Genomic DNA, 18,174 nt, shown 5'->3' with positions numbered 1-18,174 from the left:
CCGGTGAACATTCTCGCCGGAGTCATCGGAGCGGTGCTCAGCCTCATCGGGGTGCTGTTGGGCGTGTGGCTCAACGGTCGCCGCGAGGAGCGCAGGTGGCTGCGCGACAACAAGCTGGCCAGCGCCACCGACTACATCGCGGCCGCGGGCAACCTGTACAACTTCCGCCGCAAGCAGGCCGACGCCCGGCCGGAGGTGGACGAGCAGACCCGCGCCGAGTGGACCGACCGGATGCAACGCAGCCGCGCCGCCATCCACCTGCTGTGCGAGCCGGAGACGGTGCAGCGGCTGGAGGAGCTCTCCGCGATCATCTGGCGCACCAAGCCCGCGGACGACCGGTTCGAGGACAGCACGGCGGCGCTGAGCGAGTTCACCAAGGCCGTCCGCGCGGAGCTGACCGGCCGGCCCAGCCGGTGACCGGTGTGGTGGTGGCCGGTGGCGGTCCCGGCGGCATGGTGCTGGCCTACCTGCTGGGCCGCGCCGGGGTGCCGGTGACCCTGCTGGAGGCGCAACCGGACTTCGACCGCGACTTCCGCGGCGACTCCCTGCACCCCTACACCCTGGAGCTGCTGGACACCCTGGGCCTGGCCGAGGACCTGCTGCGCCTGCCGCACCACCCGGCCCGCAGCTTCCGCTTCCACACCCCGCGCGGCACCATCACCGCCGCCGACTACCGCGGCCTGGACTCCCGGTTCCCTTACGTGGCCCTGATGCCACAGGTCCGCTTCCTCAACTTCCTTGCCGCCCAAGCGAAAACCCTCCCATCCTGCCGGATCCTGATGGCTGCCAAGGTGATCGGCCTGCTCCGCGACGGCGAGCAGGTCACCGGCGTCCGCTACCGCGACGACCACGGCGAACATGACCTGCCTGCCACCCTGGTCATCGGCGCCGACGGCCGCTTCTCCCGCCTGCGACGCCTGGCCGACCTGCCGGTCGAGTCCCTCGGCGCCAGCAGCGACCTGCTCTGGTTCCGCCTGCCCCGCCACCCGGAGGACCCACCCGAGGCCGACGTCGACCTGTACTTCGGCCGCGACCACTACGTGGCCCTGCTCGGCGGCGTCGCTGACTGGCAGGTCGGCTACACCCTGCCCAAGGGCGGCTACCCCGCCGCGAAGAAGGCGGGCGTCACCCCCATCCAGGACTTCGTCCGCACCCACGTGCCCTGGCTGTCCGACCGCATCCAGACCCTGACCGACTTCGACCAGATCACCCTGCTCTCGCTGGAGATCGCCCGCGCCCCGCGCTGGCACCGGCCGGGCGTGCTGCTGCTCGGCGACGCCGCGCACGTCATCTCCCCGGTGGGCGGCAACGGAATCCTGATGGCGGTGCAGGACGCGGTGGAAACCGCCAACCAGCTCATCCCCAAGCTCCGCACGGGCCGGCTCACCGAGTCTGACCTGGCGGCGGTCCAGCAAGCCCGCGAACCCGCCATCACCGAGGTCCAAGCCGACCAGGCCCGGGTAGAACGCCGAGTGGCCACCGCCCGCGACACCGGCAAAACCCTTGCCCCGCCACCATTCCTGCGCCTGCTCACCGCCCTGCCCTGGATCCGCACCCGCACCGCCCGCCGCAACGCCTACGGCCCCCAGCCCCCGATCCTGGACACCACCCTCCTGACACACCCCGCCCCCGCCCCGGCCCGAACGCCGAAAGACTGAACCTTCGGGCAGCGCTGACCGGACTTTGGTACCGGAACCGTTGTCAGAACATGATTACCGCCCATACTCGAACCACGACAGACCACCGCTCCGCCGGGCGACGTGACGGCCCCACCCCCGAAGTAGCCGTCGCGCTCGACACCCAACCCGGCACGCAAGCGGGGTCGGCGGCACACCCCCCAGCCGCCGACCCCGCGCGCCAGCCCCACTCTCGCCGCGCCCGCCTCGCTCTCCCCGTGCCAACCCCGCCCCCGCCGCGCCGGCTCTGCTCTCGCCGCGCCAACCCCGCCCGCGCCGCGCCCGCCCCACGACTCGCCGCCTGCCCCGCTCCCGCCGCGCGAGCCGCGCGCGCGGCTCGCGCCCCGCCTCGCACCTGCCCCGCACCCGGCGCGCGCCAGTCGCGCCCCGCCGCGCCCGCCCCGCACCCGGTGCGCGGCAGTCGCGCCCCGTCCCAGTCCCGCCCCAATCGCGCGCCCGCCCCACGACTCGCCGCCCGGTCGCCGTCCCAGTCCCGCCCACGCGGCACCCCAGCCCCACCCCCGTCGCGCGAGCCTGCCCGCCCCGCGCGGCCGTCGGGCGTGCGTCCAGGCCGGTGGTCCAGTGGCGCGACGCCAGAGTCGACTGCCGAGTGGCAGTCCCAGACCGAGAGCAGCGGCCGAGTGGCACGGCGGGCGGAGCGGGGGCGGCGACCCCGGTGGCGAGTTGTGGGGCCGGCGCGCGACTGTGGCGGGACTGGGCGCGACTGGCGCGCGGCGCGGGCGGGGCCTGTGTGCGACGGGAGCGGGACTTGCGCGACGGCCGCGCGACGCGGGCAAGGCTTGCGCCCGACGTGCGGGCAGGGCTTTCATGGCTTGCGGCGCAGTGGAATCCGCCCCCGCTTGGTCGCCGCCGTCTTAGCGGTTGTCTTGCAGGGCTTGTGCTCGTGCGGCGAGGGTGGGCATGCCCAGGGCGGCGGCTTCCTGTTCGGCCTGGCGGGCCTGTTCGTGGGAGTGGGGGTTGTCGCGGGAGCGCAGGAACTCCGCGTAGTCCGTGCGTGCTGTGGCCAGCCAGGGTCGGGCGCCCATGCGGCGGGCTTGGTCCACTGTGGACTGGAAGTGGGACTCCGCTTCCTCGGGGCGGTCTTGTAGGACAGCCAGGTTGGCCAGGGCGTGGGAGATCAGGCCTAAGGGGTTGCCTGCGGAGGTGGCGACCAGGCCGGCGTAGGGGCGTAGCGCCTCAGCCAGGGTGGCGGCGTGGTCCTTGGCGCGGGTGAGGTGGGCGACCTCGGCCAGGAGTAGGACGACCGGTACGCCGACGGTGGTTTCGGCCAGGGGTTTGGCGCCGTCGGCGAGCAGGCGGTCCAGCTGGGACCTGGCTTCCAGGTGGTGGCCGAGGCGGGCGCGCAGCCAGACCGTGACGCAGCGCAGCGCGGGGGACAGTTGGGGCACCGCGTTGATCAGGTCGGTGTAGGCCTTGGTGGCGGCTTCGGCGGTGGGCAGGTCGCCGCGGTCCAGGGCCAGGCGGGCCAGGTGGTGGTGGAAGGAGGCCTCGGCCAGTGGGTGGTTGGCCTGGCGGCCGTGGGTCAGGGCCTGCCTGGTCAGCGACTCGGCCTCGGCGAAGTCGCCGTCGGCGTGCCGGATCGTGGCCGCGCACAGCCGCTGGTAGTACAGCCACAGCGGGTGTCGCAGCCGTTCGGCCAGCCTGCCGGTGGTGGCCAGCGACTCCTCCACGGCGTTGCGCTCGCCCAGGTCCAGGTTGGCCACCAGGCACCACATGTGCGCCTCCATGGCCAGCAGGTCCGCCCCGGCCCGCTCGGCCGCGGACGCCGCCTCCGCCGCGACCACCAGCCGCTCGCGCGCGTTGTGCGGCGACCACATGGCCTGGTGGTACGCGCTCAGCACCTCGGCCAGCGTGGCCGGATCACCCGGTTGATCCGGACCGCACAGCCTGCGGGCCATGGCCAGTGCCTGTCCGGCCACCAGCCCCCGGCGTTCCCTGCTGGTCTCGGCCGGGTCCAGCTCCTTGGCCAGCCGGGCCAGCACCCTGGCGCGCAGCTCGCCGTCGCCCGGCGGCAGCCCGTCCAGGGCCAGTTCCAGGCGTCGCACCAGCTGGGGCTCGTGCAGCGCGAGCTGGTTGCCCACGCAGCAGCCCAGCGCGGCCCGCGCCGCGGTCTCGCCGTCACCGACCGCGCGAGCCAGGTCGAAGGCCTGTTCGTACCCGGACACCGCCGCCGGCAGCGCGCCCGAGTGGAACCGTGCCTCAGCCAGCGCCAGCAGGATCCGGGCCCGTCGGACCCGGTCGCGGTCGTCGTCCCCCAGCAGGTCCAGGGCCTGCTGGAAGCTGACGGCCGCGTCCTCGTAGGCCAGCGCCCGGAACGCGGCCCGGCCCGCGCGCACCCGGTGCACGGCGGCCTCGTCCCCTCGCTCGCCCAGGGTGAGGTGCTCGGCAAGCCGGCTGGAGGCCTCATCGGCGCGAGCGCACGCGGCGATCGCCGTGGCGGCCCGGCGATGCGACGCGGCTCGCTCCGGTGCGGGTATCCGGTCGGCTACCGCCTCCTGGAGCAGGCTGTGCGGGAAGCGTAGCAGGTGCTCCGCTTGTTGTGAAATCAGGCCTTGGCGGAGGGGTTCGGCGAGCCGGGAGCAGGTCTCTGACGTGCTCAAACCGGCCATGTGGGCCAGTTCCCGGATGTCCACGGTCAGCCCGAGCACCGCGGCCTGGCAGAGCAGGTCCACCGCGTCCGATGGCAGCTCGGCCAGCCGCAGCGCGGTCACCTGCCGCACCCCGGCGGGCACGGTGGCCAGTGCGACCGGCGCCGCGGTGTGCCGTAGCAGCCGGGCCAGCTCGGTGGCCAGGAACGGGTTGCCGCCGCAGCGCTGGTGCACCGCGGCGAGCAGCTCCGGCTCCGGCGCGGTCCCGGTCACCTGGTTCAGCAGGGAGCCGGTGGCCGCCGCGTCCAGCCCGGTCAGCTCGATCCGCTCGCCCAGCCGCGCCAGCTCGCCCTCCGGCGCCTCCCGGCATGCCCCGACCACCAGCAGTGGCGCCGAACGCAGCTGCGGCACCAGGAACTCCAGGCAGCGCACCGTGCCCTCGTCCGCCCAGTGCAGGTCGTCGAGCACCACCAGCGTTGGCGCCCGGTCCGCGGTGAGCAGCCCGGCCAGGTCGTCGAAGAGCCGGAACCGCGCGAGCTCGTCCGGCCGGGGGGCGACCGGCAGCGGCCGCAGCCACGGGTGTTCCCCGCCGGTGCCCAGCTCGGCGTGGTGCTGCCGCAGCACCTGGATCCACGGCCAGAACGCGGGTCCGCCGCTGCTGCCCCAGCGGGTGCGGAACCCGCGCGCCGCCGCGGTCCCGGTGACGTGCTCGGCCAGCGCGGTCTTGCCGATGCCCGCCTCGCCGGTCAGCAGCACCAGCCCGCCCCGCCCGGCCTCGGCCCGCGCCAGCGCCCCGGCCAGCTCGGCCACGGGTAGCTCCCGGCCGAGAAGTGTCCGCATAACGCCCCCCTTGATCCACCTTCCAGCATTCCGCGTGCCGGCCTGGCACCGCAATCAGATGGAACGGAGGTCGTCCCTCCGGACCGCCCGGCCGGTCGTTGACAGCCCGGCCGGGCGGGCGTTCGGGGGCTAGTTCATGTTGGCCCGGTACAGCTGTTCCGCGGTGGCGCCGAAGACCACGCCGATCGCGGTGGCCCCGGCCCCTGCCGAGTGGTTGGCCCACAGGTATCCCAGCCCGGTCGGCGTGCTCGCCCCGGTGATGTACCCGCCGCCGCTGCTGCCGCCCTCGGTGTCACAGGCGGTCCGCACGCTGGACCCGCTGACCCGCGTCGGCTGGTCGCAGTAGGTCAGGTCCCGCCCGGTCCAGATCCGCGCGGCCGGGTAGCCCCACACCGTGGTGCGCCCGCCGATCGGCCCGGTGAACCGGATCCCGTTGGCGCCCACCACATCCTCCAGGTTCTTGCCGCCGACCTGGGTGACCACGGTGAGCGCGTGGTCGTTGCCGCTGGTGGCCACCTTCCGGGCGGGCCAGCGCCCGTACGGCGCGTCCCCGGTGCCCGCGGAGTTGTAGGCGGGCACGAACATCACGTTGGTGGTGCCGGACAGGCAGTGCGCCGCCGACCACACCATCGACCTGTTCGGCGCGGTGACCACGCTCGCCGAGCACCAGCTGTTCCGGCCGCCCTTGGTCCAGAACACCTTGCCGTGCACCCGGGTGCCGGGCGCGGTGTAGGGCCGGGGGGCCTTGGTCAGCTCGGCGCGCACGCCGAGGGCCTGGTCGCCGGTGTCCGGGGAGGTGGCGGTGGCCATCCGTTCCGGGGTCCAGTAGTCGAGGGTGTCCGACGGTGCGGCGTTCGCGGCGGGGGAGAGCAGGCTGGCCGCGAGCAGCAGGGTGAGCAGGGGGATCGATCTTGTGGCCATGACGAACTCCTTACTGTGCAAGGGTGAGTTCGTCGCCGGTGATATCAGCGCGGCCGGGTCTGGTCGTCGCGGTGGCGGCAAGACGTCATGGCCGGGGCGCAAACTGCCGCTGGCCGGCTGCGGTCCAGTCTTGGGGCGTACGGCCGCGGCTACGGACAGTAGCGTCGGTTCATCGTCGCTCCACGACAGGTTATCCCTCTGCTCGATGGTGTTCGACGTGTATAGGCGTAGAGCTGGGCGGGGTAGCACTGGTGGGCCGAGCCCATAGGAAGAAGGACAATCATGTTGATGCGTCCAGCATTCACCGCTCTGCTCGCCATCGTCGCGGCCGGGACATTGACCGCGCCGGCCGCCGGCGCGGACGAACCAGGCAGCTACGTGATCGAGTCCGCGAACGGCACGGAACGGGTCTGGCACCAGGCCGGTGAAGACCGCGCGCCCACCATCACCGCGGACCCTGGCGATGACGACGGCCAGCGCTGGGTTTTTCGGTCGAACCGCACCATCCGGAACGTCGCGACCGGCCTGTGTGCCACCGCCGACGGGGGTCGGGTCATCGGCGCGAAGTGCGATCGCGACGACCCGGGGCAGCGGTGGCGCATCCGTGGCGCGTACAACCAGAAACAGCTGCGCAACGTCGAGACGGGCCTCTGCGCGACCTATGAGGGCGACGGGGCCCAGGTGAGCCTGCACACCTGCGACTGGGACCGCGTTGAACAGCGCTGGTACCTCAACGCCTGAGCAGGCACACCGCCGCAGGTCCTGCGAACCAACTGGTCGCTGGCCGAGACGCCTGACGGGGTGCCGAGCATGGTTCCGGACTCGGCGGGGTCCGCTGGGTTGTTGAACGCGCTTCCGCCAAGACCATTGCGAAACCACCTCTAAGACGACCGGTCATATTCGCGTCGCCGCGAATGTGACCGGCCGTCTTGGGCCGCGGGACGCGGACCTCGCTCTGGCCGCGGAGCGTGGGGCGTCATCAACGCGTGCGGCGAATCGAGCGGTCCATGGCGGAAGTGGTGGTTCGCTGGCTGAGCGCGAACCAAGGTGGACGCCAGTCCGGGCTGTCGACGGCGGCGGCGTTGCCTGGTCGGGGCCGCACCTGCGCCGGCGCCCGGCTGCTGGTGCTGGAGGGGCCGCACTCGGTGGCGGAGGCGGAGATCGTCCTGGTGCCCGGCCCGGAAAACGAGTGATCCCACCTGGTGCCGCAGGTGGGATCTGGGGGGCAGGCTGGTCAGTCGATCAGGGCGCGCAGCTCTTCGAGGCTCATGGTGAGGGTGTCCTCCATCGGCTGTGGCGCGGGGATCGGGGCGTCGGGGTGCGGGCTGGGAACAGGCTGTGACATGGCGTGCACTTTATGACGTTCCGGCCGCCTGCGGAACCGGCTGCCCGGATGGTGTGACAGACGGGATCATCACCGTTTCCAAACAGGACCCAAACAGTGGTCCGTGACGATCTCCGGGCATGACGAGACTCAACTTCCGTTGCCGCGGACGAGGTGCTGGTGCATGAGCTGGCCCAGTCCGCCGCCGAGCAGCAGGCGGTGCGTGACTACTGGACGCCGGAGCGGATCGCCCGGATGGCGGTGGGTGACCCCGGATCGGGTGGTCCGCCGGAGAACGGACCGGACGGGGCTAGCGTCGCGCCGGGGACCGCGTTCACCGGGATGCGACTCGCGCGGTGCTGGGGCACGCCGCTGCGGGACCGGGGCAGCGCGGAGTTCCCGGCCTCGCCGGATGAGTGGGGCGTGGGCTGCGACATGGGCGGCGGGGCCAGCGGCGGGCCGCGGATCGCGCTGCTCAACCGGGAACTGGGCCTGGGCACGGTGGTCGGGGTCAACGTGCACGGCGGCTACCTCGACGCTAGCGGCAACCGGTGCCCCACGCCGAACCCGGGGGCGCAGCCGCGGCCCGGTTGCTCGCGGCACCTCACCGGGCCGCAGTTCACCGCCAAGATCACCGGCAGGCTCTACGCCCGCGCCTCGGCCCGCTGAAGGCGCTTTCCGTGATCGGATACGGGTGCGAGGATCTGCTGGCGACGCGGTGACTCACGAGCAGTGCGGAGAGGGGTCCGATGGCCAGGTGTGACGGGGAGATCGTCCAGCTCCGCGCGGCAGGGGTCGGCGTGGTGGTGGACCTGACCGGCGAGCTCCCGGTGCTGCTGCACTGGGGCGCGGACCTCGGCGAGCTGACCGCGTCCGGTCTGGCCGCGCTGGCCTCCACCGCGACCGCGGCGGTGCTCAACAACGCGCCGGACCTGCCGCGCACGCTCACCGTCTGGCCCACCGAGGCCGACGGCTGGTCCGGCACCCCCGCGCACCAGGGCCACCGGGCCGGTCGCCGCACCACCCCGCGCCTCCGGCTCACCGAGGCCGAGCTGGCGGAGAACCTGCTGGTCATGCGGCTGACCGACGAGATCTCCGAACTCGACGTCGAGCTGCGCTACCACCTGGACGAGGACGGGGTGCTGGCCGTGCGGTCCAGTCTGACCGGCCGGTCGGCAGGACAGCCGTACGACCTGGCCGGGGTCAGCACGCTGCTGCCGCTGCCCCGGCGAGCCGGTGAGCTGCTGGACTTCACCGGCAAGTGGTGCCGCGAACGGACCCCGCAGCGCACCCCGCTGGTCTTCGGCAGCCACGTCCGCGAGGTCCGGCGCGGCAAGCCCGGTCTCGACTCGCCGCACCTGCTGCTGGCCGGCACCCCGGGCTTCGGCTTCGGCTCCGGCGAGGTGTGGGGCCTGCACGTGGCCTGGAGCGGCAACCAGCGCTACCTCGCCGAGCAGCTCCCCGAGGGCGCGGGCGCGCACGCCGCGGTGCTCGGCGGCGGCGAGCTGCTGACCCCCGGCGAGGTCCGGCTGGGCGCGGGTGAGGTGTACGAAAGTCCGGAGTGCCTGTTCGTCTTCTCCGACCAGGGCCTGGACGGTGTCGCCGACCGGCTGCACCGCCGGCTGCGGGCCCGGCCGCAGCATCCGGCCAACCCGCGGCCGCTGGTGCTCAACACCTGGGAGGCCGTCTACTTCGACCACGACCTGGACCGGCTGCGCGAGCTCGCCGACGCCGCGGCCCAGGTCGGCGTCGAACGCCTGGTGCTGGACGACGGCTGGTTCGGCAGCCGCCGGGACGACACCCGCGGGCTCGGTGACTGGGAGGTCTCGGCGGAGATGTGGCCGCGGGGTCTCGGTCCGCTGGTGGAGCACGTGCGCGGCCTGGGCATGCAGTTCGGGCTCTGGGTGGAACCCGAGATGATCAACCTGGACTCGGACCTGGCCCGCGCGCACCCGGACTGGCTGCTCGGCCCCAGCGCCGGGCTCGGCGCGCCCTCGCGGCACCAGTACGTGCTCAACCTCGGCCACCCCGAGGCCTACCGGCACATCCTGGGCAGGCTGGTCGCGCTGGTCGAGGAGTACCGGATCGACTACCTCAAGTGGGACCACAACCGGGAGCTGCACGAGGCCGTGCACCGCGACCCGGCGGGCGACCGGCCCGGCGGCCGGGCGCAGACCCTGGCGCTGTACCGGATGCTCGACGAGCTCAAGGCCCGCTTCCCCGCGCTGGAGATCGAGAGCTGCGCCGGTGGCGGCGGCCGGGTCGACCTGGGCATCCTGGCCCGCACCGACCGGGTGTGGGGCTCGGACTGCAACGACCCGGTGGAACGCCAGCAGATCCAGCGCTGGACCGCCCAGCTGATCCCGCCGGAGCTGATCGGCGCGCACGTCGGCGACCGGCACAGCCACACCACCGGCCGGGACACCGACGACTCCTTCCGGTTCGCCACCGCGCTGTTCGGCCACGCCGGGATCGAGGCCGACCTGACCAAGCTGCCCGCCGAGCAGCTGGCCAAGTTCACCGCCTGGGCCGGGCTGTACCGGGAGTTCCGGCCGCTGCTGCACGGCGGCCGGGTGGTGCGGGCCGACCTGCCCGGCGAGCAGACCCTGCTGCACGGCGTGGTCGGGGCGGACTCGGCGCTGTTCTGCTGGGCGCGGCTGGCCAGCTCGCCGGAGGGCCAGTCCGGGCGGGTCCGCTTCCCGGGGCTCGACCCGGCCGCGGCCTACCGGGTGCGGGTGCGCACCGAGCTGGGCCTGCCCTCGACCAGGCAGGTCGCCCCGCCGGCCTGGGTGGCGGAGGCGGTGCGGGACTGGGTGCGGCTGCCCGGTGCGGTGCTGGCCACGGCCGGGGCGCCGCTGCCGTCCCTGGACCCGCAGCAGGCCATGCTGTTCGAGCTCCGGCGGGACTGACCGGGAGGGCGCGGGACCGGCTGCCGGCTCGACTCTCCGGGCGGGACCGGGCCGCCCGACCATAATGGACCCGTGTGCGCCCACATCGTCGTCGCCGAGGACGATCCCCGGCAGGCCGAGCTGCTGACCTTCCAGCTGACCAGGGAGGGGCACACGGTGGACGTGGCCGAGGACGGGCCTGCCGCGATGCGCGCGGTCCGCGCCCGGCGGCCCGACCTGCTGGTGCTGGACCTGATGCTGCCCGAGGTGGAGGGCGTGGAGGTCTGCCGCTCGCTGCGCGCGGAGTTCGACCTGCCGGTGCTGATGCTCACCGCACGGTCCACAGAGGACGATCTGCTGCGCGGGTTCGCCGCGGGCGCCGACGACTACCTCACCAAGCCGTACAGCCCGCGTGAGCTGATGGCCAGGGTGCGCGCGCTGCTGTGGCGCGGCAGGCACACCGCCGCGCCGCCGGAACCGCGGTACCGGGTGGGCGAGCTGGTGGTGGACCCGGTGCGGCACGAGGTGACCATGCGCGGACAGCGGGTGGACTGCGCGGCCGCGGAGTTCCGGCTGCTGGCCGCGCTGGCCGAGCGGCCGGGGCGGGTGTTCGAGCGGCGGCAGCTCATCGAGCAGGTGTTCGGGCACGAGTTCGTCACCGAGCGGGCCATCGACGTGCACATCATGAACCTGCGCAAGAAGATCGAGCGCTCCCCGCGCAACCCGGCCTACCTGCTCACCGTCTACGGCGTGGGCTACAAGCTCGCCGAGCAGCCCGCCGATGCGTGAGGTCCGCCTGCGGCACCGGATGTTCACCCGGCTGCTCGCGGCCACCGTGCTGGTCGGCGCCTGCACGGTCGCGGCCACCGCCTGGCTGGCCGCGCGCAACACCAGCCAGGCCATCCGCGCCGAACAGGGCCAGACCCTGGCCGAGGACACCGTGATCTATGAGGAGCTGCTCGGCTACGCGGCCACCCACCCGCGCTGGGACGAGGCCGCGCCACTGGTCACCGACCTGGCCCAGCGCACCGGTCGCCGGATCGCGCTGACCACCAGGGACCGCAACGTGATCGTGGACTCCGCGCCCGGCACCCCGTTGCCCGCCAAGGCCGCCAGCACCGTGGACGCGCTGGAGGTGAACCCCGCGCTGGCCGGCGCGGACGACCAGGACGGCATCGACCCGCGCGCCGCCGGGCCGTTCCGGCTGGGCGAGGAGGAACGCAAACAGTCCGCACGCCGGGCCGAGCAGGTGGTGGACTGCCTGCGCCGCAACGGTTTCCGCACCACGGTGGAGACGCTGGCCAGCGGCCGTGCGGTGGCCGCGGACTTCTACGCCGACGCCGAGGACCCCTGCGGCGCCGCCGCGCTGCGCACCCCCAGCGCCACCGAGAACACCGCGCTGGCCGCGTTGTCGGAGATGGTGCAGAACTGCCTGCGGCAGCGGGGCGCGCCGCCGGTGCGGCTGGAGCTGGACGGCGACGGCTCGATCACCACTCCGGCCGAGCGCAACGAGGAGGAGGAGCTGCTGGGCTGCGTGGCCGAGAGCAGGCGGCACCAGCTCACCGGGTTCGTCGCCCCCGCCGCGCTGCTGTTCCTCGTCGAGCCACCCGGCGTCGGCGGGCTGACCGCGGCCGGGACCTGGCCGCTGGTGCTCGCCGGTGGCCTGGTGCTGCTGGTGGTGATCCTGGTCAGCGCCTACCTCGCGGCCCGGCTGCTGCGCCCGGTGCACGCGCTGGCCGCCACCGCCGAACGCATGCGCGACGGCGACACCTCGGCCCGGGTCGCGGTCACCGACGCCGGGGAGATCGGGCGGCTCTCGGAGGTCTTCAACGAGCTCTCCGCGCACCTGGAACGGGTCGAGCGGCAGCGCAAGGACATGATCGGCGACATCTCGCACGAGCTGCGCAGCCCGCTGACCACGCTGCGCGGCTGGCTGGAGGCCGCCGCCGACGGCCAGCGCCCGATGGAACCCGAGCTGATCACCGTGCTGCTCACCGAAACCCTGACCCTGCAACAACTCATCGACGACCTGCAGGACCTGGCGCTGGCCGAGTCCGGTCAGCTGAGCCTGCACCCGCAACGGCTGACGGTGGCCGAGACCCTGCTCAGCGTCGCGGTGGCCAACCAGGCCCAGGCCGCCGGGCTCGGCGTCGAGCTGACCGTGGACGCGGGGGAAAGCCTTGTGGTGCAAGCGGATCCGGTGCGGCTGCGGCAGGCGGTGGCCAACCTGGTGAGCAACGCGCTGCGGCACACCCCGCGCGGCGGCCGGGTCACCCTCTCCGCGAGCGCTCAGGCCGGGGAGGTGCTGATCACGGTGGCGGACAACGGATCGGGCATCGCGCCGGCCGAGCTGGACCGGGTGTTCGACCGGTTCTGGCGGGCGGAGAAGTCGCGCAGCAGGCGCACCGGCGGCAGCGGCCTCGGGCTGGTCATCGTGCGCAGGCTGATCGAGGCGCACGGCGGCACGGTCACCGCGACCAGCACCCCCGGCCAGGGCTCGGCGTTCACCCTGCGGCTGCCCTCGGCCACCGGGCCAGGTACTCCCGCCGCGCCGCCAGGCTGAGCGTGATCTCGCCCAGCAGCGGGTGGAAGAACGCGTCGCGGTACTTGCCGTCGGTGAAGACCGCGGTGGTGAAGTACAGCGCGGAGAACACCGCCAGGAACATCGAGGCGTGCACCAGCTCCTGGGACACCGGCAGCAGCACACCGAACAGCTTGCCGCTGGTCGGGTCCTTGGTCAGCCACATCTTCACCACCTCCGGCCGGATCGCCATCGACCCGAGCGTGAGGAAGAAGGCGAACACCAGCACCCCGAACACCGCCGCCTGCAACGCCTGGGCCAGCGCCAGCACCGTCACCAGGTTCGCGTTCTCCCTGCGCCGCAACGGAACCCGCTCCGGCCCGGTCTCCGCGGCCAGCTCCCGCAGCTCGTCCTGGGCCACCGCGAACAGGAACAGCAGGCCCACCGCGGAGAACAGCCCGAGCACACCCCACAGCGCCGGGCGCGGCAGGGTGGAGGTGATCTGCCAGATCTCGGCGTTGAAGAAGAAGAACGTGACGAACAACAGCAGCAGCGGCAACGCCCTGCTGGCCAGCAGTCCCAGCACCCGCAGTTGCCGCAGCGCCACCCGCAGCGCCCACAGGAACACCGCGCCTGCCCCGGCCGCGGCCAGCAGCCCGAACACCAGCACCCAGCCCAGCCCGTGCAGGACCGCTGGCCAGTCGCCCTCGGCGAAACCGGCCAGGTAGTCCACCGCGGGCACGCCGAACACCTCGGCCAGGCACAGCGCGAGCACCAGCGCGGTGCTGCCCGCGCTCGGCTCCCGGTTCCGCGTCCAGTGCAGCACCTGCCACGCGCCCAGCACCGGCACCAGGTAGATCAGCGCGAAGTTGCTGTAGTAGAGCAGGGCCAGCAGCGGGTCGGTGATGAAGGTGCCGAACTCCTCGTCGGTGTCGGGCACCAGCAGGCTGAACTCGGTGGTCATCAGGTCGTAGAGCACCAGCGCGGTCACCGCGGGCGCGACCCGCAGCAGCACCTGGCCGAACCCGTCCCGCTCGTGCACCAGCCAGGGCAACCCTTGCCGCCGGAACCACAGCTCCATCCGCCGCCGTTCCCGATCTGCCATTCGCCGCGCTCCGTTCGTCCCCGGCACATCGTGAGTCAACCGGGGCGATCGCGCAGAACTTGTTCGACTCCTGTGCCGAACTTGTGAGAGATCGGCCCTCGACCTGGATCCAGCCCCTGGGCCTGCACAGACTGGGCTCGTGGACACCAGCACCATCGAACACGCCGTCGCCGCCTGGGGCCGCTACACCGTGGAGACCAGCACCGACCCCGACCTGCCAGCCGCCCTGCTCGCCGACCTGCGCGCCGCCGCCGGAGCCGATCCCGTCCCCGCCGAGACGACCCCCGGCCTGCTGGCCACCGTGGTCGCCAGGGACGGGGAGCGGGTCGCGGGCTGGGCGGTGCTCACCGACGAGGGCGCGCCGGCGGCCACCGTGCGCTGGACCCTGACCGAGCGGCAGACCGACCGGCTGGTGGACGGGTTCCCGCTGTTCATCGGGCTCAGCGACCAGGAACTGGCGCTGCTGGCCGCCCTGATCGACGCCGCCGCCACCCTGGCCCGCGACCAGGACCGCACCGCGCTGCTGTGGTCCAGCACCGACGACGAGATCGACTACCAGCTGGCCCTGGCCCTCGGCGCCACCGAGGACCGCGAGCTGTCCCGCCAGTGGCTCATCCCCGGCCTGCCGATCTGGGCCCCGCCCGCCGACATCCCCACCGCCCGCACCGCCTGCGTGGCCACCGAACCGACCGGGCCGGACCTGGCGGGCTACGCCGACCTGCGCGCCGCGGTCACCGGCCACCCACACCGGCCCGATGACCTCCGGCTGGAGCTGGCTGCATTGGAGGCTGACCTGCGCGCGGACCTGCGGGCGGGCTGCGGCGCGGTGCTGGCCGAGCTCAGCGTGGTCTGCTCGGGCGCCAAGGCGGTGATCGGGCGGGTGTGGCACCACGGCGCGTTCCCGCTGGAGCTGGCCGCGCTGATCGCGCACGCGGTGCGGGAGCTGCGGGCGCGGCATCCGGAGGTGCTGCTGGTGGAGATCACCGAGGAGCGGGACCGGGTGCTGTGGCAGGCACTGGTCGCGCTGGGCCTGCGGGTCTCCACCAGACGGCTGGCCTACCGCCTGCCGCTGCGCGCCTTTCCCTAAAGCCGCTTGGCCTGCTCCACCACGGCCCGCCGGTAGCAGGAGACGTGCGGGCCCAGGGCTTCCAGGGTGATCGCCAGCGCCTCGCGTTCCCGTCCGCAGTCGGCCAGCGCCAGCGCGAGGAAGGCCCGCACCGCGCCGTCCAGCTCGTCCGGGCCGCGGTCGCGTTCCTCGGTGAGCAGCCGCACGCTCTCGGCCGTCTCGCCCAGGTTGCGCAGCGAGCTCGCCAGCTGGATCACCGCGCGCCGCCGCAGGTGCTCGTCCAGGCCACCGGTCAGCGCCTGGCGGTACAGCGGCACCGCGCGGTCGCAGTGGCCGGAGGCCTCCCAGGAGCAGGCCCGCTCGAAGGCGGCCACCGGGTTGTCCGCTGGCAGCTCGGCGGTCAGGTCCTCCACCTCCGCCACCAGCTCCGCACCGTCCACTGTGTACCGCTGGGCCCAGGTCGCGGCCAGCCGGCCCTCCCATTCCGGGTCGGTCATCGGGTGCTCCCGAAGTGGTAGGTCAGGCCGCGGCCGAGTCGCTTGAACGGGGAGGCGAACAGCGCGCGCAGGACCTGCCGCTGGAACCACGGGTAGTGCGCGCGCAGGTCGGCGGGGGAGGGGAACCACCACTCCTCGTCGAAGACCAGCCCCGGCACCAGCCTGGTCAGCTCCCCGGGGTCGTTGATCGCCCAGTCCAGGCGGGCGCCGGAGGCTTTGACCACGCCGGTGCGCTGCTGGACCCAGATGCCGGCCGAGCTGTAGCCGTCGAAGATCAGCGTGCCCGCGGGGAAGTGCTCGATGATGCGGCCGAAGGTGGCCAGGCCCTGCTCGGTGCGCAGGTACAGGGTGACGCCCTCGGCGAGCACCAGCACCGGGCCCTCGCCGGGGATGCCGTCCAGCAGCCCGGGGTCCTCCACCGAGCGGGCGAGCGGGAACAGGCCGGGGCGCTCGGGGTAGAGGCGGCGGCGCAGCTCGATGACCGCCGGGTAGTCCACGTCGTACCAGGACACCGTGGGCGGCGGGTCCAGCCGGTAGACCCGGGTGTCCAGGCCGCAGCCCAGGTGCAGCACGGTCAGCTCCGGCTGCTTCGTCAGCACCTCGCGGGCGCGGCGGTCGAACTCCTTGGAGCGCAGCACCGCGGAGATCCCGTCGCGGGCGGGCAGGCCGGTGCGGCTGAAGTCGTAGTCGATCCGGTCCACCGCGCGCGCCGCGGTCTCATCGTGCAGCACCGAGCCGGCCGAGCGCGCGTCCACCGCCTTGCTGTACAGGGTGGCCAGCATGGTCGCCGGGGCGCCGGTGAGGTCGACCTTCTCGCGGTCCATGCCGGTCAGTATCGACCCGCTTACCGGTGCCCGGCCACTGCTCGCGGACAATGTCGGGATGCCAAGATCCTGTCCCTGCGGGCTGCCCGCGCCCTACCCGGACTGCTGCGGCGCGCTGCACCGCGGCGAGCGCGCCGCGGCCACCGCCGAACTGCTGATGCGCTCCCGGTTCAGCGCGTTCGCCCTGCTGGACGAGGCGTACCTGTTGCGCAGCTGGCATCCCAGGACGCGCCCGGCCGGGGTCGACTTCGACACCGACATGCGCTGGACGCGGCTGGAGATCCTGGGCGGCACCGGCGGCGGGCTGTTCCACCAGGAGGGCACGGTGGAGTTCAACGCGCACTACCGGTACGAGGGCCGGGACGAGGTGCTGCACGAGAACAGCCGGTTCGAGCGGGTGGACGGCACCTGGGTCTACCTCGCGCCGATCGGAGCCTAAACGCACTCCATCCGGTGACATTCGCCCTGATCTGCCGGTTGGCGTCAACCCGGTATCAGGGCAGTGAGCTGGGTAAACGTCTCCGCACGACCGGGTGACCGCGGCCGGGCGGAGGGGTGCTGTGGATCTTTCGGCGGAGAGCGAGTTTGGCGGATCGGAGCAATGGTTAACCCGTCGGAGTGACGCCAAACGTGAACGTAGGGTCGCCACGTGGTCAGCATGCGTCCGTGCTCCGGGTCGCCAACCGTGCGCTCGGGGTAATGCTGTGGGCGGAGCTCTCCGGGCGTGACCGGTTCGAACCCCTGCTCCCCGCCGCTGAGCGCAGCGCCCCCAGCACCCTGCAGGAGCTGGCGGCCGCCCAGGCGCGCAAGGCCGACCAGCTCGCCGACCGGATCGAGGCGGTCCTGGCCAGGGAGAGCGGCGGGCTGTCCTCCGACAGCGCGGTGGGCCCGGCCCGGTTCGTGGTGCACCAGATCCGGTTGTTCGCCCGCCGCGTCCGTCAGGGTCCGCTGCGCTTCGCCACCTTCAACCACGAGGTGGCCCGGCTGAACCGGGTCCTGGACCTGGTCGCCCACCACCTCTCCAGCGCGAGCTCGGTGGTGCGCGCCTGATCACCACAGCACCTCGGCCAGCGCGCGGTAGCCCGGCATCGGGTCGTCCGTGCCGCTGACCGCCACCTGGATGCCCACGTGGTCCGCGCCCGCCGCCACCTGCGCGGACACCGTGGCGGCCAGCTGCTCCGGGCCGCCGCCGGGGACCAGCAGGTCGATCATCCGGTCGCTGCCCGGCCTGGCCACCTCGGCCTCGGTCAGCCCGTGCCGGACCAGGGTGCCCATGTAGTTGCGCAGCCCCAGGTAGAGGTCCAGGAACTCGCGCGCGGTGGCCTTGGCGCGGACCGGGTCGGTGTCCACCACCAGCGTCTGCTCCGGGGCCAGCACCGCGCCGCCGACCAGCTCGCGGGCCTGCGCGGTGTGCGCGGGCGGCATCAGGTACGGGATCGCGCCCAGGGTCCGCTCCCCGGCCAGCTTCAGCGTCTTCGGGCCCAGCGCGGCCAGGATGATCCCCTCCCTGGGCACCCCGGCCTCGGCCAGCCGGTCCAGGTACTCGATCACCTTGGCCAGCGGTTTCTGGTAGGCCGTGGTCACCTCGGGGTGGCCGATGCCCACGCCGAGCAGGAACCGCTCGCCGTGCTTCTCCGCGATCCGGTGGTAGCCGCGGGCCACCGCCTCCGGCTCGTTGGTCCACATGTTCACGATCGCGCTGGCCACGGTGATCGTCCTGGTCGCGGCCAGGAGCTGTTCGTGCTGTTCGAGCTCGCCGAGGGCGGCCATGCCGTGGCCGATCCAGGCGGTGCCGTAGCCGAGGTCCTCGGCCTCCCGGACGTAGTCGGTGAGCCGGGGCGTGTGCTGGGGGCCGAGCCAGACGCCGTGCGTGCCGAGCTGTGCGGTCACGGATCCTCCTTGA

The 18,174-nt window shown here is 73.3% G+C and carries 17 protein-coding genes; 11 read left to right on the top strand and 6 right to left on the bottom strand.

Annotated elements, in window-relative coordinates; all coding sequences use genetic code 11:
* Window positions 1-3 precede the first annotated feature (3 nt).
* Both M8C13_RS22225 and M8C13_RS22220 read left to right on the top strand, forming a co-directional pair.
* Window positions 4-417: a hypothetical protein gene (locus tag M8C13_RS22225; protein ID WP_252482589.1), complete on the top strand. Its 414-nt coding sequence runs from the start codon at window positions 4-6 to the stop codon at window positions 415-417.
* The gene (locus tag M8C13_RS22220) at window positions 414-1,658 is read left to right on the top strand and encodes an FAD-dependent monooxygenase (RefSeq protein WP_252482588.1); all 1,245 of its coding nucleotides are present in this window, start codon (window positions 414-416) and stop codon (window positions 1,656-1,658) included. Before M8C13_RS22225 ends, M8C13_RS22220 begins: the two co-directional genes overlap by 4 nt.
* 893 nt (window positions 1,659-2,551) lie before the next feature.
* Here M8C13_RS22220 and M8C13_RS22215 read toward each other — a convergent pair.
* Window positions 2,552-5,125, bottom strand: coding sequence for an AAA family ATPase (locus M8C13_RS22215; protein WP_252482587.1), 2,574 nt, complete (start codon window positions 5,123-5,125; stop codon window positions 2,552-2,554).
* Window positions 5,126-5,254: 129 nt separating this feature from the next.
* The gene (locus M8C13_RS22210; RefSeq protein ID WP_252482586.1) at window positions 5,255-6,046 is read right to left on the bottom strand and encodes a serine protease; all 792 of its coding nucleotides are present in this window, start codon (window positions 6,044-6,046) and stop codon (window positions 5,255-5,257) included.
* A gap of 282 nt (window positions 6,047-6,328) precedes the next feature.
* Here M8C13_RS22210 and M8C13_RS22205 point away from each other — a divergent pair, with 282 nt between their 5' ends.
* From M8C13_RS22205 to M8C13_RS22180, 6 genes are all read left to right on the top strand, one after another.
* Window positions 6,329-6,787 carry a ricin-type beta-trefoil lectin domain protein gene (locus M8C13_RS22205; RefSeq protein ID WP_252482585.1) on the top strand — a complete coding sequence of 153 codons (459 nt, stop codon included), beginning with the start codon at window positions 6,329-6,331 and terminating at the stop codon, window positions 6,785-6,787.
* Window positions 6,788-7,053: 266 nt separating this feature from the next.
* Entirely contained in the window at window positions 7,054-7,239 is a 186-nt protein-coding gene (locus M8C13_RS22200; RefSeq protein WP_252482584.1) for a hypothetical protein, read from the top strand.
* 311 nt (window positions 7,240-7,550) lie between these two features.
* Entirely contained in the window at window positions 7,551-8,039 is a 489-nt protein-coding gene (locus M8C13_RS22195; RefSeq protein WP_252482583.1) for a hypothetical protein, read from the top strand.
* 80 nt (window positions 8,040-8,119) lie between these two features.
* Window positions 8,120-10,279 carry an alpha-galactosidase gene (locus tag M8C13_RS22190; protein WP_252482582.1) on the top strand — a complete coding sequence of 720 codons (2,160 nt, stop codon included), beginning with the start codon at window positions 8,120-8,122 and terminating at the stop codon, window positions 10,277-10,279.
* A 72-nt stretch (window positions 10,280-10,351) separates the two neighbouring features.
* The gene (locus M8C13_RS22185; protein WP_252482581.1) at window positions 10,352-11,047 is read left to right on the top strand and encodes a response regulator transcription factor; all 696 of its coding nucleotides are present in this window, start codon (window positions 10,352-10,354) and stop codon (window positions 11,045-11,047) included.
* Entirely contained in the window at window positions 11,040-12,821 is a 1,782-nt protein-coding gene (locus M8C13_RS22180) for a cell wall metabolism sensor histidine kinase WalK (RefSeq protein ID WP_252482580.1), read from the top strand. The genes M8C13_RS22185 and M8C13_RS22180 overlap by 8 nt, the downstream gene beginning before the upstream one ends.
* On the opposite strand, the gene M8C13_RS22175 is transcribed toward M8C13_RS22180, so the two are convergent.
* Window positions 12,763-13,884, bottom strand: coding sequence for a hypothetical protein (locus M8C13_RS22175; protein WP_252482579.1), 1,122 nt, complete (start codon window positions 13,882-13,884; stop codon window positions 12,763-12,765). The genes M8C13_RS22180 and M8C13_RS22175 overlap by 59 nt on opposite strands.
* Before the next feature lie 139 nt (window positions 13,885-14,023).
* Here M8C13_RS22175 and M8C13_RS22170 point away from each other — a divergent pair, with 139 nt between their 5' ends.
* Window positions 14,024-14,971: a hypothetical protein gene (locus tag M8C13_RS22170; protein ID WP_252482578.1), complete on the top strand. Its 948-nt coding sequence runs from the start codon at window positions 14,024-14,026 to the stop codon at window positions 14,969-14,971.
* Here M8C13_RS22170 and M8C13_RS22165 read toward each other — a convergent pair.
* Together M8C13_RS22165 and M8C13_RS22160 are read right to left on the bottom strand one after the other, a co-directional pair.
* On the bottom strand, window positions 14,968-15,447 hold the full coding sequence (locus tag M8C13_RS22165) for a tetratricopeptide repeat protein (RefSeq protein ID WP_252482577.1): 480 nt from the start codon (window positions 15,445-15,447) through the stop codon (window positions 14,968-14,970). The genes M8C13_RS22170 and M8C13_RS22165 overlap by 4 nt on opposite strands.
* On the bottom strand, window positions 15,444-16,271 hold the full coding sequence (locus tag M8C13_RS22160) for a class I SAM-dependent methyltransferase (RefSeq protein WP_252482576.1): 828 nt from the start codon (window positions 16,269-16,271) through the stop codon (window positions 15,444-15,446). The genes M8C13_RS22165 and M8C13_RS22160 overlap by 4 nt, the downstream gene beginning before the upstream one ends.
* A 58-nt stretch (window positions 16,272-16,329) precedes the next feature.
* Between M8C13_RS22160 and M8C13_RS22155 the strand changes: the two genes are divergently transcribed.
* Together M8C13_RS22155 and M8C13_RS22150 are read left to right on the top strand one after the other, a co-directional pair.
* Window positions 16,330-16,710 (top strand): YchJ family protein, encoded by a 381-nt coding sequence (locus M8C13_RS22155; protein WP_252482575.1) that lies wholly within the window; start codon window positions 16,330-16,332, stop codon window positions 16,708-16,710.
* A gap of 260 nt (window positions 16,711-16,970) precedes the next feature.
* A complete protein-coding gene (locus M8C13_RS22150) occupies window positions 16,971-17,321 on the top strand; it encodes a hypothetical protein (protein WP_252482574.1) in 351 nt (116 codons plus the stop codon).
* Here the strand turns inward: M8C13_RS22150 and M8C13_RS22145 are convergent, their stop codons facing one another.
* The gene (locus M8C13_RS22145; RefSeq protein ID WP_252482573.1) at window positions 17,322-18,161 is read right to left on the bottom strand and encodes a TIGR03620 family F420-dependent LLM class oxidoreductase; all 840 of its coding nucleotides are present in this window, start codon (window positions 18,159-18,161) and stop codon (window positions 17,322-17,324) included.
* Between the last annotated feature and the right edge of the window lie 13 nt (window positions 18,162-18,174).

The sequence above is a fragment of the Crossiella sp. SN42 genome (genome assembly GCF_023897065.1).
Taxonomy (GTDB): Bacteria; Actinomycetota; Actinomycetes; order Mycobacteriales; family Pseudonocardiaceae; genus Crossiella.
Note: the sequence above shows the minus strand (reverse complement) of the source record. Positions and strands in the feature narration are given on the sequence as shown.

What these genes read in the sequence shown, in the direction of transcription:
- M8C13_RS22155 (WP_252482575.1), top strand. Translation starts at nt 16,330, where the DNA reads ATGCCAAGATCCTGTCCCTGCGGGCTGCCCGCGCCCTACCCGGACTGC.
- M8C13_RS22150 (WP_252482574.1), top strand. Translation starts at nt 16,971, where the DNA reads ATGCTGTGGGCGGAGCTCTCCGGGCGTGACCGGTTCGAACCCCTGCTC.
- M8C13_RS22165 (WP_252482577.1), bottom strand. Translation starts at nt 15,447, where the DNA reads ATGACCGACCCGGAATGGGAGGGCCGGCTGGCCGCGACCTGGGCCCAG.
- M8C13_RS22200 (WP_252482584.1), top strand. Translation starts at nt 7,054, where the DNA reads ATGGCGGAAGTGGTGGTTCGCTGGCTGAGCGCGAACCAAGGTGGACGC.
- M8C13_RS22210 (WP_252482586.1), bottom strand. Translation starts at nt 6,046, where the DNA reads ATGGCCACAAGATCGATCCCCCTGCTCACCCTGCTGCTCGCGGCCAGC.
- M8C13_RS22180 (WP_252482580.1), top strand. Translation starts at nt 11,040, where the DNA reads ATGCGTGAGGTCCGCCTGCGGCACCGGATGTTCACCCGGCTGCTCGCG.
- M8C13_RS22215 (WP_252482587.1), bottom strand. Translation starts at nt 5,125, where the DNA reads ATGCGGACACTTCTCGGCCGGGAGCTACCCGTGGCCGAGCTGGCCGGG.
- M8C13_RS22190 (WP_252482582.1), top strand. Translation starts at nt 8,120, where the DNA reads ATGGCCAGGTGTGACGGGGAGATCGTCCAGCTCCGCGCGGCAGGGGTC.
- M8C13_RS22160 (WP_252482576.1), bottom strand. Translation starts at nt 16,271, where the DNA reads ATGGACCGCGAGAAGGTCGACCTCACCGGCGCCCCGGCGACCATGCTG.
- M8C13_RS22175 (WP_252482579.1), bottom strand. Translation starts at nt 13,884, where the DNA reads ATGGCAGATCGGGAACGGCGGCGGATGGAGCTGTGGTTCCGGCGGCAA.
- M8C13_RS22205 (WP_252482585.1), top strand. Translation starts at nt 6,329, where the DNA reads ATGTTGATGCGTCCAGCATTCACCGCTCTGCTCGCCATCGTCGCGGCC.